The organism is Acrocarpospora catenulata (assembly GCF_018476525.1).
GTDB classification, from domain to species: domain Bacteria; phylum Actinomycetota; class Actinomycetes; order Streptosporangiales; family Streptosporangiaceae; genus Acrocarpospora; species Acrocarpospora catenulata.
This window is the reverse complement of record NZ_JAHCST010000001.1, coordinates 46,922-61,842: the sequence shown is the minus strand read 5'-3', so window position 1 is coordinate 61,842 and position 14,921 is coordinate 46,922. Positions and strand designations below refer to the sequence as shown.

Annotated in this window: 14 protein-coding genes; 7 read left to right on the top strand and 7 right to left on the bottom strand. The window is 72.5% G+C overall.

Annotated elements, in window-relative coordinates; all coding sequences use genetic code 11:
• Positions 1-36: 36 nt before the first annotated feature.
• Positions 37-2,502: an ATP-binding protein gene (locus KIP79_RS49100; RefSeq protein ID WP_214102600.1), complete on the top strand. Its 2,466-nt coding sequence runs from the start codon at positions 37-39 to the stop codon at positions 2,500-2,502.
• Here KIP79_RS49100 and KIP79_RS00250 read toward each other — a convergent pair.
• The 3 genes from KIP79_RS00250 to KIP79_RS00240 all read right to left on the bottom strand — a co-directional run bounded on the left by KIP79_RS00250 (position 2,483) and on the right by KIP79_RS00240 (position 7,642).
• A complete protein-coding gene (locus KIP79_RS00250) occupies positions 2,483-2,863 on the bottom strand; it encodes a cellulose binding domain-containing protein (protein WP_214102599.1) in 381 nt (126 codons plus the stop codon). The genes KIP79_RS49100 and KIP79_RS00250 overlap by 20 nt on opposite strands.
• Positions 2,864-3,026: 163 nt before the next feature.
• Positions 3,027-7,292 carry a cation-translocating P-type ATPase gene (locus tag KIP79_RS00245; RefSeq protein ID WP_214102598.1) on the bottom strand — a complete coding sequence of 1,422 codons (4,266 nt, stop codon included), beginning with the start codon at positions 7,290-7,292 and terminating at the stop codon, positions 3,027-3,029.
• 212 nt (positions 7,293-7,504) lie between these two features.
• Complete coding sequence (locus tag KIP79_RS00240; protein WP_214102597.1) at positions 7,505-7,642, bottom strand: hypothetical protein; 138 nt, start codon at positions 7,640-7,642, stop codon at positions 7,505-7,507.
• Positions 7,643-7,997: 355 nt separating this feature from the next.
• On the opposite strand from KIP79_RS00240, the gene KIP79_RS00235 reads away from it, so the two are divergent.
• Positions 7,998-8,420: a hypothetical protein gene (locus tag KIP79_RS00235; protein ID WP_214102596.1), complete on the top strand. Its 423-nt coding sequence runs from the start codon at positions 7,998-8,000 to the stop codon at positions 8,418-8,420.
• A gap of 82 nt (positions 8,421-8,502) precedes the next feature.
• Here KIP79_RS00235 and KIP79_RS00230 read toward each other — a convergent pair whose 3' ends face one another.
• Positions 8,503-9,747, bottom strand: coding sequence for an RNA polymerase sigma factor (locus KIP79_RS00230; RefSeq protein WP_214102595.1), 1,245 nt, complete (start codon positions 9,745-9,747; stop codon positions 8,503-8,505).
• Positions 9,748-9,751: 4 nt separating this feature from the next.
• Positions 9,752-10,159 (bottom strand): YciI family protein, encoded by a 408-nt coding sequence (locus KIP79_RS00225; protein WP_250212499.1) that lies wholly within the window; start codon positions 10,157-10,159, stop codon positions 9,752-9,754.
• Positions 10,160-10,370: 211 nt separating this feature from the next.
• Between KIP79_RS00225 and KIP79_RS49095 the strand changes: the two genes are divergently transcribed.
• Both KIP79_RS49095 and KIP79_RS00215 read left to right on the top strand, forming a co-directional pair.
• Entirely contained in the window at positions 10,371-10,700 is a 330-nt protein-coding gene (locus KIP79_RS49095) for a ribosomal maturation YjgA family protein (RefSeq protein ID WP_214102593.1), read from the top strand.
• Positions 10,697-11,410 (top strand): SIR2 family NAD-dependent protein deacylase, encoded by a 714-nt coding sequence (locus KIP79_RS00215; RefSeq protein WP_308169480.1) that lies wholly within the window; start codon positions 10,697-10,699, stop codon positions 11,408-11,410. Before KIP79_RS49095 ends, KIP79_RS00215 begins: the two co-directional genes overlap by 4 nt.
• Before the next feature lie 10 nt (positions 11,411-11,420).
• On the opposite strand, the gene KIP79_RS00210 is transcribed toward KIP79_RS00215, so the two are convergent.
• Positions 11,421-12,284, bottom strand: a complete 864-nt coding sequence (locus tag KIP79_RS00210; protein WP_214102592.1) for a 3-methyladenine DNA glycosylase — start codon at positions 12,282-12,284, stop codon at positions 11,421-11,423.
• Between the two features lie 74 nt (positions 12,285-12,358).
• Here KIP79_RS00210 and KIP79_RS00205 point away from each other — a divergent pair, with 74 nt between their 5' ends.
• Positions 12,359-12,703 carry an ADP-ribosylation/crystallin J1 gene (locus KIP79_RS00205; protein WP_214102591.1) on the top strand — a complete coding sequence of 115 codons (345 nt, stop codon included), beginning with the start codon at positions 12,359-12,361 and terminating at the stop codon, positions 12,701-12,703.
• Between the two features lie 49 nt (positions 12,704-12,752).
• Positions 12,753-13,421: a class I SAM-dependent methyltransferase gene (locus KIP79_RS00200; protein WP_308169479.1), complete on the top strand. Its 669-nt coding sequence runs from the start codon at positions 12,753-12,755 to the stop codon at positions 13,419-13,421.
• A 250-nt stretch (positions 13,422-13,671) separates the two neighbouring features.
• On the opposite strand, the gene KIP79_RS00195 is transcribed toward KIP79_RS00200, so the two are convergent.
• On the bottom strand, positions 13,672-14,427 hold the full coding sequence (locus KIP79_RS00195) for an SDR family oxidoreductase (protein ID WP_214102590.1): 756 nt from the start codon (positions 14,425-14,427) through the stop codon (positions 13,672-13,674).
• A gap of 173 nt (positions 14,428-14,600) precedes the next feature.
• Here KIP79_RS00195 and KIP79_RS46275 point away from each other — a divergent pair, with 173 nt between their 5' ends.
• Entirely contained in the window at positions 14,601-14,921 is a 321-nt protein-coding gene (locus tag KIP79_RS46275; protein WP_250212469.1) for a sigma factor, read from the top strand.

Below are 14,921 nucleotides of genomic sequence, written 5' to 3'. Positions count from 1 at the left end.
TTCCTGTCAGCCATCGACGACACCGAACTCTCCGGGGTGGCCGGGGCGCGCACCCTGGCCGACCTGTCCCGCCTGCTGCGCGGGCTGCGGCGGCGGCACGCGCGGCGGCGCGGCGGCGCCGAGCTGACCTACCGCGAGCTGGCCGCGGCCACCGGCTGGTCGCACGGCATCATCGGGGAGTACCTGTCCGGGCGGGTCCTGCCGCCCACCGACCGGTTCGACGTGCTGATCGCCCTGCTCGGCGCCACACCCGCCGAGCAGGGCGCCCTGGCGACCGCCCGCGACCAGGTCGAGGAGGGCCGCAGGCAGACCGCCCCCGCCCCCCGCCAGCTCCCGGCCGACGTGTACGGTTTCACCGGCCGCGCCGCCGAACTCGGCGAGCTGGACGCCCTGCTCACGGCGGGCGAGCGTCGCCCGGCCGTGGTCGTCTCCGCGGTGGCGGGGACGGCCGGGGTCGGCAAGACCGCGCTGGCGGTGCGCTGGTCCCACCGGGTGGCCAGGCGTTTCCCCGACGGCCAGCTCTATCTCGATCTCCGCGGGTACGATCCCGAGCGCCCGGTCGCGGCGGCCGACGCCCTGGCCGGGTTCCTGCGGGCGCTCGGCGTACCACCCGGCGACATCCCCGACGACCAGGGCGAACGCGCGGCCAGGTACCGTACGCTGCTGGCCGGGCGGCGCATGCTCATCGTGCTCGACAACGCGGCGGGGGCCGACCACGTGCGGCCGCTGCTGCCCGGCACGCCCTCCTGCTTCGTGGTGGTGACCAGCAGGGACGACCTGGCCGGGCTGGTGGCCCGGGAGGGCGCGGGCAGGATCGACCTCGGCCTGCTGCCGCTCGCCGAGGCGGTGGACCTGCTGCGCGCGCTCATCGGCTCGCGGGTGGACGAGGCCCCGCAGGACGCGATCGCCCTCGCGGCCAGCTGCGCCCGGCTGCCGCTGGCGCTGCGGATCGCCGCCGAGCTCGCGGCGGCCCGGCCGCGGGCGCCGCTGGCCGAGCTGGTCGCCGGGCTGCGGGACGAGCAGCGGCGGCTGGACCTGCTGGACGCGGCCGGGGATCCGCGTACCGCCGTCCGGGCCGTCATCTCCTGGTCCTACCGGCGGCTCGGCGGCGAGGCGGCCCGGCTCTTCGACCTGCTGGGCGTGCATCCCGGGCGGGAACTGGACGCTTACGCGGCGGCGGCGCTGCTGGGGACCGATCTGGAGCGGGCCGAAGAGCTGCTGGCCGAGCTCGCCCAAGGGCATCTGCTGGAGTCCTCCGGCGAGGGCCGGTACACGATGCACGATCTGCTGCGGGATTTCGCGATCGAGCGGGCGGGTGCCACGCATGCCGCCCTGACGCGGCTCTTCGACCACTACCGGTACGCCGCCGCGCTGGCGATGAACCGTCTGTTCCCCTATGAACGAGGACGGCCGGAGGTACCGGAGGCGGATACTCCGGTGCCGGACGACGTGGTGTCCTGGCTTGCGCGGGAACGGGCGAACCTGGTGGCCGTGGCGCTCCACACGGCCGGGCACGGCTGGCCGGGGCACTGCGTCGACCTGTCCCGTACGCTCTGGCGGTACTTCGAGGTCGGCTGCCACTACCAGGAGGCGCTGGCCGTGCACACCCAGGCGGCGCGGGCCGCGCTGGCCGCCGGGTACGGCAGGGCGGGGGCGCTGGCCGATCTGGGCGGGGTGCACTGGTGGCTGGGGCACTACCGGGAGGCCCGGGCGTGGTTCGAGCGTTCGCTGACCGCCGCCGGGGAGACCGGCGACCAGGGCGCCGAGGCCAGGGCGCTGGGCCGCCTGGCCATCGTGCACGAACGGCTCGGCGCGACCGACCAGGCCATCGACCACTTCCGGCGGTCGATGGCGCGCTACCGCGCGATCGGCGACGCCCACGGCCTCGGCACCCAGCTCATCAACCTGGGCGCGCTCCACCGGCGGACCGGCCGCCACGAGGAGGCCGCCGACCACCAGCTCCAGGCCGCCGCCGTGTTCGCGGAACTCGGCGACCTGCGCCTCCAGGGGTACGCGCTGGGCAACCTGGGCGCGCTCTGCACCCTGCTCGGCCGCTACCAGGAGGCCCTCACCCACCTACGGCAGGCGCTGGCCAACTGCGTCGCCTGCGGCGACCCCGGCGGTGAGGGAAGCGCCCTGGCCGCGATGGGCGCGGCCTTCCTGCGGCTGGAACGCCACCCGGAGGCTCTCGACCACCTGCACCGCGCCCTGGCCCTCAGCCGCCAGACGGCAGACCGCGGACTCGAGACCGAAACCCTCAACACGCTCGGCGAGACCCTGCACGCGCTGCGCCAGAACGACGCGGCCCTGGCCCGGCACCGCACCGCCCGCACCCTCGCCGAACAGACCGGCGACCAGTACGAGACCGCGAGGGCACTGGACGGCATCGCCCGCGTCCAGGACACCATCGGCCATCCCACCCGGGCCCGCCGACACCGGGACGCGGCGGCGGCGATCTACCAGCGGCTCGGCGTACGACCGCTCAGCAGGGAAGGCCGTTGACCGTGAGGTCGGCCGGCGCCCCGGTGGTGGCCGCGCGGGCGGTCCAGCCCATCTTCATGGTCCCGGCGGTCGGGATGGCGTTGTTCCATATCAGGCCGGTGGCGATGACCCGGTAAGGATCAAGCTGCGTGATGCGCGTGTTCCAGACCCCGAGCAGAGCGGTCTCGGTGGGGAAGGACCACCGGGCCTCCCAGGAAGTGACGGGCGGACCGTGATTGACGACGGTCAGCTCCGCGATGAAGACGCCGGTCCAGCTGGTGAAGGTGTATTCGCAGCTGAAGGGCGAACTTGTGGCACGGGCGGGCGCCGCCAGCACCACGATCATCGCAAGCGCCGCGACAGCCGACCTGACACCCGCCATGGCAACTCCTCGCGCTCTTCCCGGCGTGAGGCACACTATTGGCGCGCTCCCGTCACGTGGTCAACGAACCAGGGTGACGCGCGACGTTCGTCCCGCTGGACGGTGAAAGTTTCGCGACGGCTGTTCAGGGGGCCGCCCGGGAGCACCCGGACGGCCCCTGACACTAGCCGACCAGCCGGGCGCGGGCCGCGGCCAGACCGACGGCGGTGGAGGCCGCGGCGCTGCCGATGGCGATGCTCCACCCCAGGGGGCCGATCGGGCGGCACCCGAACAGGGTGCTCACGCCGGGGACGGAGACGATCAGCCCCAGTGCGGCCAGCGAGAACGCGCCGGCCGCCAGCACGGTGCGGTCGCCGCGGCTGACCGCCATCGTCTGCATCAGCTGCGCCGACACCAGCGAGACGAGGGCGACCGTGCTGGTGTTCCACCGCACTCCCGTCATGCTGTCGAGCAGCGCGGCGAGCGTGGCGGCCGCGGCGGTGACGCCCGCCCTGAGCGTGATGTCCCGGCCCAGCGGCCTGCCGAGGGACGCCTCCGGGCCCTCGGCGAGCAGCTGCTCGGGGTCGACTCCGGCCGGGGGCCGCACCGCCACCGCCAGCGCGGGCAGCATGTCGGTGAGCAGGTTGACCAGCAGCAACTGGCGGGCGTTGAGCGCGGCCGCGCCGCCCAGGGCGCCGGCGCCGACGGTGTAGGCGACCTCGCCCACGTTCCCGCCGAGCAGGATGGCGAGGGCGTCGCGCACCGAGGTCCACATGGCCCGGCCCTCGGCGATCGCGTCGGTGATGGTCTCGATCCGGTCGTCGGTGACCACCACGTCGGCCGCGTCGCGGGCGGCCTGGGTCGCGCCCGCGCCGAGCGCGATGCCCACGTCGGCGAGCCGGATGGCCGGGGCGTCGTTGGCGCCGTCGCCGGTGACCGCGACCACCCGGCCGCTGTCCCTGAACGCCTTGACGATGCGCACCTTGTGGGCGGGGGTGACCCGGGCGAACACGGTGACCTGCGGCAGCACCGCGGCCAGTTTCCCCTCCTCCAGGGCGTCCAGCTCGGCGCCGGTGAGGATCCGCCCGCCGTTGAGCGCGTTCAGCTCGACGGCGATCGCCTCGGCGGTGCTGGGGTGATCCCCGGTGACGATGACGTGCCGCACCCCGGCCCGCTGGAGGCGGGCCACGCCCAGGGCGGCGGTCGGCCGTACCGGATCGGCCAGGGCGAGCAGGCCGAGCAGGGTCAGCCCGTCGATGCGCGACTCGTCCAGGTCGCGGCGGTCGGAGGCGGGCCGCTCGGCGACCGCGAGCACCCGGTAGCCCTGGCGGGCCAGCTGGTCCACCTTCTGGAAGACCTCCTCGCGGGTCTTCTCCTCCAGCGGCGCCTCGGCGCCGTCGATCTGCCAGCTCGCGCACCGCTCCAGCACGATCTCGGGCGCGCCCTTCACGCTCAGCCGCTGCCCGCCGGGCACCCGGCCGAGTGCGGCGTGGTAGCCGCGCCCGGGCTCGAACGGCAGCTCGTCGACCAGCCGCCAGGCGCCGTTGTCGTGGCCGGTGCCGACGCCGGCGCGGGCCGCGCCGTCCACCACCGCGCGGTCGGTCAGGTGCGGCAGCGCCTCGCCGGGTGTCGGGCAGGCCCGTACGGCGGTGACCAGCACGCGGCGCAGTTCCGGGGTGAGCGCGTCGACCGGCGCGTCGACCCGGCCGTCGCTGATCTGGCGCAGCCGGATGCGCCCCTCGGTGAGGGTGCCGGTCTTGTCGAAGCACAGCACGTCCACCCGGCCCAGCGTCTCGATCGTGCCGGGGTTGCGCACCAGCACCCCGCGCTTGGACAGCCGCTTGGCCGAGGCCAGCTCGGCCACCGTGGCGACGAACGGCAGCCCTTCCGGCACGGCGGCGACCGCCAGGCTCACCGCCTCGCCCAGCGTGGCGCCGAGCGTGCGCCCGCGCAGCAGGCCCAGCACGATCAGCACGCCCCCGGCGCCGATCGACAGCGGCAGGATGCGCCGGGTGAGCTCCTGCAGCCGGGCCTCCACGCCGCCGGCCCGCGGGCCGTCCTCGGCCGTCCTGGCACTGCGGCCCGCCTCGGTCGCCGCCCCGGTGGCCACGACCACGGCGTCTCCGGCGCCGGCCGCGATGATCGTGCCCTGGTAGACCATGGAACGCCGGTCGGCCACGGTGTCGGCGGCCACCGGGCGGACGGTCTTGAGCACCGGCAGCGACTCCCCGGTGAGGGAGGACTCGTCGACCTCCAGGTTGTCGGCCTCGATCAGCCGGCAGTCGGCGGGGACGACGTCGCCCGCCGCCAGCTCGATCACGTCGCCGGGCACCAGCTGCTCGGCCGCCGTCTCCGTCACCTGGCCCTCGCGGCGCAGCCGCGCCTGGACGGCGGTGGCGGCCAGCAGACCGTGCAGGGCGCGGTCGGCGCCCCGCCGCTGCACGCCGCCGATCAGCGCGTTCACACCGAGCACGCCCCCGATGAGCGCGGCGTCCGGCGCCGCGCCCACCACGGCGGAGACGGCCGCCCCGGCCGCCAGGACCGGGGTGAGGGGGTTGGCCAGCTCCATGAGGAACAGCTTGAACAGGCCCGGGGGACCCTCGGCGGAGGGAACCGCGGTACGGCGGCGGTCCGCCTCGCCGTCGGACAGCCCGTCCAGGCTCGACTCCAGGCGGTCGAGCACGGCCGATACGGGCATGGCGTGCCAGGGGGTGGGGTCGTACGGGATCGGCGCGGGACGCTGGAGCACGGCCCTGGCCGTCCACGTGCCCGCCACCAGCGCCACTCCCGCCGCCAGGTTCACGGTCACGTACGCGGTGCGGGAGGCGACGGGCGTGGCCAGGGCCAGCAGCGCCGCGCAGCACGAACCGCCGAAGGCCAACTGCGCGCTGCGCCGACTGGTGACGCGGGCCGCCCCGGCCGCGCGCAGCAGCAGCACCGCGCCGGCCAGGTCGCAGCTCACGTCGGCGGTCCACCGCTTGCGCTGGGCCGTGCCGAGGCCGACGCCGAGGTCCGCGGCGGCCAGCGCCGCCTTGCCGGAGGCCGAGACCACCGCCACGCCGTGCCCGTCGCTCTGCAGCGCGCGCACCTCCGTGGCGAGCCGCCGCCCACCGGGGATCATGCCCGTCACGCCCAGGCGCCGCCCCACGTCCCGCGGCCCGCCGGCCAGCAGGACGTCGCCCGCCGATGCGGCCGCCTCGATCAGCGGCCTGGCCAGGGGATCCAGCTCGGCGATCATGGTCACCTGGGCGACCACGCGCCCGTCCCTGGAGAGCGTGAGCGTACCGTCCTCGACGCGGTACGGCTCGACGGCCCAGGCCGCCTGCTCGCGCCGCTGCCAGGGATCGGCCGGGTCGACCAGCTCGTGGACGATCGCGTGCACCTCCGCGGGATCCTCGGCGGAGCCGAGTTCGCTGACGGGGTCGATGTGCTGGACCGTCCAACGCCCGGTCAGCAGCGCGCCGGCGTCGACGACCACGGTGTCGATCCGGTCCAGACGGCGCAGCGCCCGATGGTTGAGCACCAGCGCGTCCCGCTGGGCCAGGCCCCGGCCGAGCTCGGCGCAGAAGGCCTCCCGGCCCAGCCGCGCGGCCTTCGGGGTCGCCGCCGCCAGGAAGCTCAGGGCACGCTCCCGGGTGCGGCCGACGGCGGTGAGCACGCCGTACGCGCCCAGCACGACCGGGACGGCCCGGTCGCAGTAGCGCTCGATCGGCCCGCCCGGCAGCGGAACCGGGCGCTCGAACCGCACGATCGGGGCGGACCTGTGCGTGGTCGTGCCGGCGTTCGCCCTGCTCCAGGCGTGGTGGTGGGCGCGGGACTCGGCCAGCAGGACCCCGGCGCAGGCGGTGTCGATCAGCTGGCCCAGCGGGCGGAACGACAGCACGTTGGTGATCGTGGTGGAGAGCCCGAACAGGGCCTCGGTGGCGGGCTCGCCGATCCGCCGGGTCACCGCGCTGCGCAGCCGCGGGTAGGAGTCGGCCAGGGTGACCAGCAGCGGTGTGGCCGGGGGCAGCCCGCGCAGTCCCGCCAGGCGACCGGCCGCCGACACGCCGAGCCCGGCCAGCCGTACCCCGAATCCGACCAGCGCGGCCGGCACGTCGGGCAGCGTCACCTCGCCGGCGTACGGCTTGCCGCCCAGGTCGTGCTCGCTCTCCAGGTGCTCGATCACCGTGACCAGAGCGTCCTCGTCGAGCGCCTGACCCGCCAGGTAGACGTAGCCCAGGGCCCGGTTGACCTCCGTACGGGTCACTCCGTGCACCCCCATGAGGCGCCGTTCGAGGGTCTCGGCGGGAGCCTCCATGCCGGGCAGGTGCAGTCCGCGCACCTCGATGCTGAGGCCGTCCTCGCCGGTCGGCCAGCTCCGCCGCCGGCGCAACGGGCGGGGGAGTTCCGGGGGATCGGCCACCTCGTGCCTGCCGGTATCGGTCCGGACCAGCTCGGGAAGCGGCAAGCATCGAATCATCCCCGTGGCCAGAGCCAGCATCTGCCCGAACATGGCGCGATCCCCCACATAGACACCGGTGCCTTGCTTCGGGGGAAGGTGCTCTGATGCTAGGTCATGCGGGGAAGCGGTTGGGGGTTCTACATGCCGATTTTGGCTGGGTTAGCACAATGATGACGCTTGTCACCCATGCCGTTGAAGCGGAGATCGTGACAGCGTGTTCAGGCCGTCGCGTAGCCACTCTGCGGGGCGAACTTGCGGGTGACGACCTCGATCACCACCTGGACCAGGTGGGCGACGAGCGCCTCAACCGCGAGGACCGCCGCTTTGGCGAGCAGCGAACCAAGGAAACTGGGCATTAGGTACCTCACACAGACGATTTGCCATTTTCTACCACAGACCACCCTTAGATACATAGACTTCCTGCTGCTGTACGTCCGGTGAACTACAGATGACCTCTTGGTCAGGTTGTCCCTGCTCACGAGCAGGTTGATCACCGTCCGACCGCCAGGGCCCCGGTCGGCCCCAGGTCATTGGACCCTGACGTTTCGGCATATACGGCCTCAAAGTTAATGTCCGCCATGCTTCTGCCTGGTCCTGGCGGGAATGATCGCAAAATCGCAGTTCCCGGGCTGCTACACGTTCGGGACGCGCCCAAAGTGGCGCAGGGGGCGCACGGGGCGCACGGTCATATTGATGGGAAGAAGGGGGCCCATGACTGTCACCGAAACCAAGACCCAGCCCGCGAAGGGCACCGCCGGGAAGACCGCGGCGATGGAGGAAGAAGAACTGCTGGCGCTCAACCTGCCGATGGTCAGCCTCCAGGTGCACCGGCCGCACATGCCGCACATGGACACCTCGTGGGCCGAGCGGGCGATGGAGACGGGCCGTAAGGCGATGCCGCCACCAGAGCGGCTGATCTACTACGGCGGACTCGGCGCGCTCGCCGTCATCGGCGCCATCGAGTGGCCGGTCGCGGCCGCGATCGGCGTGGGAACCATGCTCGCGTCGCGCGCCAGGGCCGCCGCGAGAAGGCCCGCCGGGGAGCGTATGCCGCCAGAGCGCCGCACGTCGCCGGTCACCGCGCCGAAGGCCACCGCGTCGAAGGCCACCACCAGGCGCCGCAAGCAGGCGTGACCCGCGCCGGAGGCGCCAGCGCCGTGATCAGGCCGCATTCGGGCGGCCTGATCCCGCTGGACTCCCCCGTGTGAGCCCGGAGTCAGTCCCGGGCGTCCAGCCGGGCGGCCCGGCCATAGAGGTAGCGCTGCTGCGGCGGGTTCATGGCGCGCCCGGCCGCCGTCAGGTACGCCTCCCGGGCGGCGGATCCGTCCCCGGCCATCTCCAGCAGGTGGGCCCGTACCGCGTGCAGCCGGTGGTCCCCCGCGATCCGGCCGTCGGTTTCCAGCTTCGCCACCAGATCCAGACCCGCGCGCGGGCCGCGGACCATCGCCACCGCCACCGCGTGGTTGAGCGCCACCAGGGGGTTGCCGGACAGGTGCAGCAACACCTCGTACAGGGCCATGATCTGCGGCCAGTCGGTCTCGGCCGCGCTGGGCGCCTCGTCGTGCACGGCGGCGATGGCGGCCTGCAGTTGGTACGGCCCGACGGGGCCGCGCGGGAGCGCCGCGGAGACCAGCCGCACCCCCTCGGCGATCAGCTCGGCGTTCCACCGGCCGCGATCCTGCTCGGCCATCGGGATCAGCGTGCCGTCCTGCCCGGTCCTGGCCGCCCGGCGGGCGTCGGTGAGCAGCATCAGCGCCAGCAGCCCGGCCACCTCGCCGTCCTCCGGCAGCGCCCGGTGGACTATGCGGGCCAGCCGGATCGCCTCGGCCGACAGCTCCGCCCGGTGCAGGCCCGGGCCCGAGGTGCTCGCGTACCCCTCATTGAAGATCAGATACAGCACGTGCAGGACGACGTCGAGCCGTTCCGCCCACTCCTCGGGGGACGGCAGCCCGAACCTCAGCCCGCTGTCCCTGATGCGCTGCTTGGCGCGGGTGATGCGCCGGGTCATGGTCGACTCCGGCACCAGGAAGGCCCGCGCGATCTCCACCGTGGTCAGGCCGCCCACCGCGCGCAGGGTCAGCGCGATCTGGGAGGCCGGGGAGAGCGAGGGGTGGCAGCACATGAAGAGCAGGATCAGCGTGTCGTCGGAGTCCGCCGGCGTCCGGTCGGCGGGCGGTGCGTGCCGGGCGTCGACCGGGGTCCACCTGGCCACCGTGTCCTCGCGGTCGCGGCGGGCCTGCTGGGCGCGGAGCAGGTCGGTGAGCCGCCGCGCGGCGACGGTGACCAGCCAGCCGAGGGGATGATCGGGAAGCCCGTCCGACGGCCACCGCAACGCGGCGGCCAGCAGGGCCTCCTGCACCGCGTCCTCGGCGGTGTCGAAGTGGCCGTACCGGCGGACGACCGCACCGAGGGCCCGCGGCGCCAGCTCGCGCAGCAGGCCCTCGATGTCGGTGCCGGTCACCGGGCTACAGCTCCTGCATGCCGTCGACGACGGGCCGGATGTCGACGTACCACTCGTGGCCCAGGACGGCCCCCGCCGGGTGCGGGGTGTCCGCCAGGCGGGCGGCGATCTCGGTGGCCCGGTCGAAGCTCGCGCAGTCCACGATGGTGTATCCGGCGAGCACCTCCTGGGTCTCCGGGTAGGGCCCGTCGGTGACCACGGGCACTCCGTTGCGGAGCTCGACACGGCGGGCGTGCACGGGCGCGCTCAGCCCCTGGGCGTCCACGAACTCCCCGGACTCCACCAGGTCGTTGTTCCACTTCGCCATGAACGCGTGCATCGCCCCGACCTCCTCGGGGGACCAGGCCGGCCCGTCGCCGGGCTTGCCGGTCAGCACGTCGTAGTCCCGCTGGGTGCCGAACATCATGATCATGTACTTCACGGTTCGCTCCTCTCCTTGGGCGGCGTCGGTGCCGCTCACCGGAGACGTCGAGGCCGTCTCCCCCGACCGGACATCCACGGTACGGGTTTTTCCCAGCGGCCCTCGCCTGCGGGCGCCTCCGCTCGGGCCGCTCGATAGTGTCCGTGTTGTGAGTGTCCGTGATGTTCTGCGGGTTCGACTGTTCGCGGCGTCGGCTGCCTTGGTGGTTGTCGCGGCAGGGCTGGGGGTACGGGCGTTCGGCGCGGGCCCTTTCGCGAAGTACGCGGGGGACGCCCTGTACACCCTTCTCCTGTACGCGGTCATCGTCGCCATCGTGCCGAGAGCCCGGCCGGTCGCCGTGGCCGCGGCGGCGCTCACGATCAGCTGGATGGTGGAGTTCGCCCAGCTCACCGGGGTTCCGGCGGCGCTGTCCGAGCAGAGCGTGCTGGCCCGTCTGGTGCTGGGGAGCACGTTCAACGCGCCTGACCTGTTCTGGTACGCGGTGGGGGCGCTGGCGGGCTGGGCCGCCCACGCGAAAGGGGTGACAAGGTGATCACTTTCCTGACCGGCGCCGGGATCTCCACCGAGTCCGGCATTCCCGACTACCGTGGAGCGAACGGTCTGTGGCGGGCCGACCCGGACTACCAGAAGCTGGTCACCATCGACTACTACCTGGGCGACCCCGCGATCCGCCGCCGTTCCTGGGAGTATCGCCGGGCCAGCCCGGCCTGGCAGGCCGTACCCAACGCGGCCCATCTGGCCCTGGTGGAGCTGGAGAAGTCCGGGCGGCTGGACCGGTTGATCACCCAGAACGTGGACGGCCTGCACCAGAAGGCGGGATCCGACCCCGGCAGGGTGCTGGAACTGCACGGCAACATGTTCGGCGTGATCTGTGTGGACTGTGCGGCGCGGTCCACCCTGCGGGCCGCGCTCGACCGCATCGACGCCGGCCACCCCGACCCCGCCTGTCCCGCCTGCGGCGGCATCCTGAAGACCACCACCGTCATGTTCGGCGAGTCCCTGCCCGAGCAGACCCTGACCGAGGCGGTACACGCCGCCGAACGGTCCGAGGTCTTCGTCGCGGTCGGCACGTCGTTGCAGGTGCAACCCGCCGCCGGCCTGGTGCGGCTGGCCGTGCGGTCCGGGGCGCGGCTGCTCATCGTCAACGCCGACCCCACGCCGTACGACCAACTGGCGGACGAGGTGATCCGGGAACCGATCGGCGAGGCCGTACCGGAACTGGTCCGGCGCCTGACGACATAGAGTCCCCGAATTATCCGCCGTCGTCCTGGAGGAGTCCCTGGCAGGCCGTGAGCAAGGCTTGGCGCAGGGGGGCGGCGCGTTCGGCGAAGGTGCGCTGGGCGACGGCGTACTCGGTCCGGCCCGGGGCGGTTTCGATGGGGATGGGCTGGTAGCCGAGGTGGCTCAGGTCGTACGGGCTGGCGCGCATGTCGACCGCGCGGATGTCGCGGGCCAGTTCGAAGCAGTCGGCCACCAACTCGCCGGGGACCAGCGGGGAGAGCTTGATCGCCCATTTGTACAGGTCCATGTTGGCGTGCAGGCACCCGGGCTGTTCCGAGGTGATCTGCCGTTCGCGGGTGAGCTGGGTGAGGTTGAGCGGGCGTGCCCGTTCGGTGAAGAAGCGGAACGCGTCGAAATGGGTGCAGCGCAGCGTGCGCTCCTCGACCACGGTGGCCACCTGGTCCAACGGCATGCGCAGCGGCTGCGCGGTGTGCCGGACCTGCTCGGCGGGCACCCGGTAGACCATCGCCCACTCGTGCATACCGAAACACCCGAACTGCCCCGCCCGCCCCGCCGTGGCGCCAAGCAGGGCCGCGATCCACTCGATCGACTCCCGGCGGCGCGCCACCAACGCCGGCACGTCCAACGTCATGCCCGCGTCGGTCACGACATATCCGGACCCGAATTCCCGGGCCCCGCCGAGCACCACGCCTGCACCCGGATGCCACCGGCGCAGCTTGCTCGGCCGATACCCGTAATAGCTAAACAGAAAGTCCTCAACCGGATGAGCGGCCCCACTCCGCCGCCGCTCCAGATGCGGCACAATCCAGGCATCCACCCGCCCCCGATGGGCTTGCGCCCTGGCCTCCCACTCCCACCGCTCGAGCGTAATCACCGCAACATGGTAGGCAACGCAACCCCCACTCGGCGCCATCCACCCAGCCGCCCGACATGCCCGACAATACGAGCATGAAGACGACGACCTTATGGCGCCCCACCGGCCCAGAGGAACTCGACCTGGTCCGCGACTCCGACTGGCGAGCCTGGCCACCCCGCCTCCCCGACCAGCCGATCTTCTACCCCGTACTCAACGAGGACTACGCCATCAAGATCGCCCGCGACTGGAACGTCCCCCGCTCCGGCGTCGGCTACGTCACCCGCTTCGAGGTCCGCTCCGACTTCCTGGAGCGCTACCCCGTACAACAGGTGGGCGGCCAGACCGTCCTCGAACTCTGGGTCCCCGCCGAGGAACTCCCCGAGTTCAACGCCAACATCGTCGGCCAGATCGAGGTCGTCCATGAGTTCCGTCCATGAGTTCGGCTTAGTCGAGGTCGCACATGAGTTCAGTCCGTGAGTTCCATCCGTGAACCTGGGCCTGCTCGGCGATGCCGAGCTTGAACGTTCTCCGGTCGTCGCCAACAACGCCATGAACCGGGAGCGTCGGCTGGCCGGTTACCGCCGGGAGCTGGGCCTGGACATCGCCCGGTTCCTCCGCGACCGGATCTCGGCGGGTGCGGTCCCCCGATGGCTGGACCTCTGCTGCGGCACGGCCAACGCCCTCTTCGAGGCCGCCCGCACCATCCCCGGCGAGTTCGAACTCGTCGGCGTCGACCTGGTCGACTTCTTCGCGGGTCCGCCCACCCCACCCCGCCTCCAGCTGATCACCGCCTCGATCACGACCTGGACCCCCGACGCCCCCTTCGACCTGATCACAAGCGTGCACGGCCTCCACTACATCGGCGACAAACTCGCCATCCTCACCAAAGCCGCAACATGGCTGGCCCCAGACGGCCTCTTCATCGCCAACTTCGACCCGCACGCCATCCGCGACGACTCCGGCACGCCCTTCGGCCCCCGCCTCACCCGCGACCTCCGGGCCACGGGCTTCACCTACAACTCCAGAACCCGCCGCATCACCTGCCCCGCCCGCCGCGATCTCACCCTCCCCTATACCTACCTGGGCAGCGACGACCACGCCGGCCCCAACTACACCGGCCAACCCGCCGTGAACTCCCACTACCTCCGCTCATGAGTACGAGCCCTCCGGGCTCCGCGCCGAAGCCCGTCCGATCGCGACAGACGGAGCCGAATGACCGCGTTGCGTAGATGCGCCAGGACCAGCAGAGCCTAATGGCCGGGCTCGAGCCGGCGCCGTAGTCGGCCAGGCCCCCCACGAACGGCTGTCGAGCCAGGACGAGAGCGGGATCCCGGCCGCTGCCTGCGTACCGGGATAGACCCGCTCGTAGGAGGCGTCCTGTTCGGTGTGCGCCTCGACCTCGAGGTTACTTTCCGGCCGCGTTCCGGCCGGGCCAGTCGCGGTAGCGGATCTTGCCCAGGGTGGCGCCGGCATCCGGCACCAGCGTCCCCTCGCTCAGCTCGCTTCCGAAGTAGCGCGCGTGCGGGTCGGTGACCACCTGACGCGGATCCCCCCAACCGGCCAGCGCGTCGCGGAAGAACTCGTCCATCCGGTACTGCTCGGGTCCGGCGATCTCGACCCGGCCGTTCAACGGCGACCCCACCGCGACCCTGCCGACCGCTTGCGCGACCTCATCGCCCGCGATGGGCTGGAAGAGCACGGGCGCGATCCGCACCGTGGTGCCGTCCGTGGCCTCATCGGCGATGCCCCGGACGAACTCGAAGAACTGGGTCGAGTGCACGAGCGAGAACGGGATCGACGACTTCTCGATCAGCTTTTCCTGGGCGATCTTCGCCCGGAAGTAGCCGTTCTCAGGCAGCCGCTCCGTCCCCACCACCGACACCGCGACGTGGTGACCGACGCCGGCCGCCGCCTCCGCGGCGAGCAGATTGCGCGTGGAGGTCTCGAAGAACTCCAGCACCGCAGCGTCCTCGAAGGACGGCGAGTTCGAGACATCGATCACCACCGACGCGCCTGCCAGCACCTCGGCCAGCCCCTCCCCGGTGAGGGTGTTGACGCCGGTGTTCGGCGCCGCCGGCACCGCCTCGTGACCGTGCTCACCCAGCTTCGCCACCAGCTTCGACCCGATGAGCCCAGTCCCGCCGACTACTACGATTTTCATGACAAACCCTCCGTTTCCCGGGGCACCTGTGTGCCAACCGGTCACCAGCCAAGACAGGGCAGCCTCAGGGTTTGTGACAGCCCGCCGCGAAATTTCTTTTTCCGCGGATGGTTCGGATGTCGTCGCTGGGAGCCTGGGCGCCTCCGCCGGAGGGGATCTTCCAGGGTGCAAGGATGGGACCCGGCGCAGCGGGATCGCTTGGGCAGGGGGCGGCGACAGTGGCCGATACCGGGGCGGCGGACGAATCCGGCGGGCCGGAGGATCTTGAACAGGCCGCCGCGGTGTTCGCGGGTGTACGGCCGCGGCTGTTCGGCATCGCCTACCGGATGCTGGGCAGCGTCACCGAAGCCGAGGATCTGGTGCAGGACGTCTGGCTGCGCTGGCAGACCGCCGACCGCGCCACGGTGAGCAACCCCGCCGCGTTCCTGGCGACGGCGACCACACGGCTGGCCATCAACGCGGGCCAGTCCGCTCGGGTGCGACGCGAGACCTAA

Bases quoted from the DNA above. Each gene is read 5' to 3' on its own strand.
- KIP79_RS00250 (WP_214102599.1), bottom strand. From the start codon at position 2,863: ATGGCGGGTGTCAGGTCGGCTGTCGCGGCGCTTGCGATGATCGTGGTG.
- KIP79_RS00240 (WP_214102597.1), bottom strand. From the start codon at position 7,642: ATGCCCAGTTTCCTTGGTTCGCTGCTCGCCAAAGCGGCGGTCCTCGCG.
- KIP79_RS00235 (WP_214102596.1), top strand. From the start codon at position 7,998: ATGACTGTCACCGAAACCAAGACCCAGCCCGCGAAGGGCACCGCCGGG.
- KIP79_RS00225 (WP_250212499.1), bottom strand. From the start codon at position 10,159: ATGATCATGATGTTCGGCACCCAGCGGGACTACGACGTGCTGACCGGC.
- KIP79_RS00205 (WP_214102591.1), top strand. From the start codon at position 12,359: ATGAAGACGACGACCTTATGGCGCCCCACCGGCCCAGAGGAACTCGAC.
- KIP79_RS00195 (WP_214102590.1), bottom strand. From the start codon at position 14,427: ATGAAAATCGTAGTAGTCGGCGGGACTGGGCTCATCGGGTCGAAGCTG.
- KIP79_RS46275 (WP_250212469.1), top strand. From the start codon at position 14,601: ATGGGACCCGGCGCAGCGGGATCGCTTGGGCAGGGGGCGGCGACAGTG.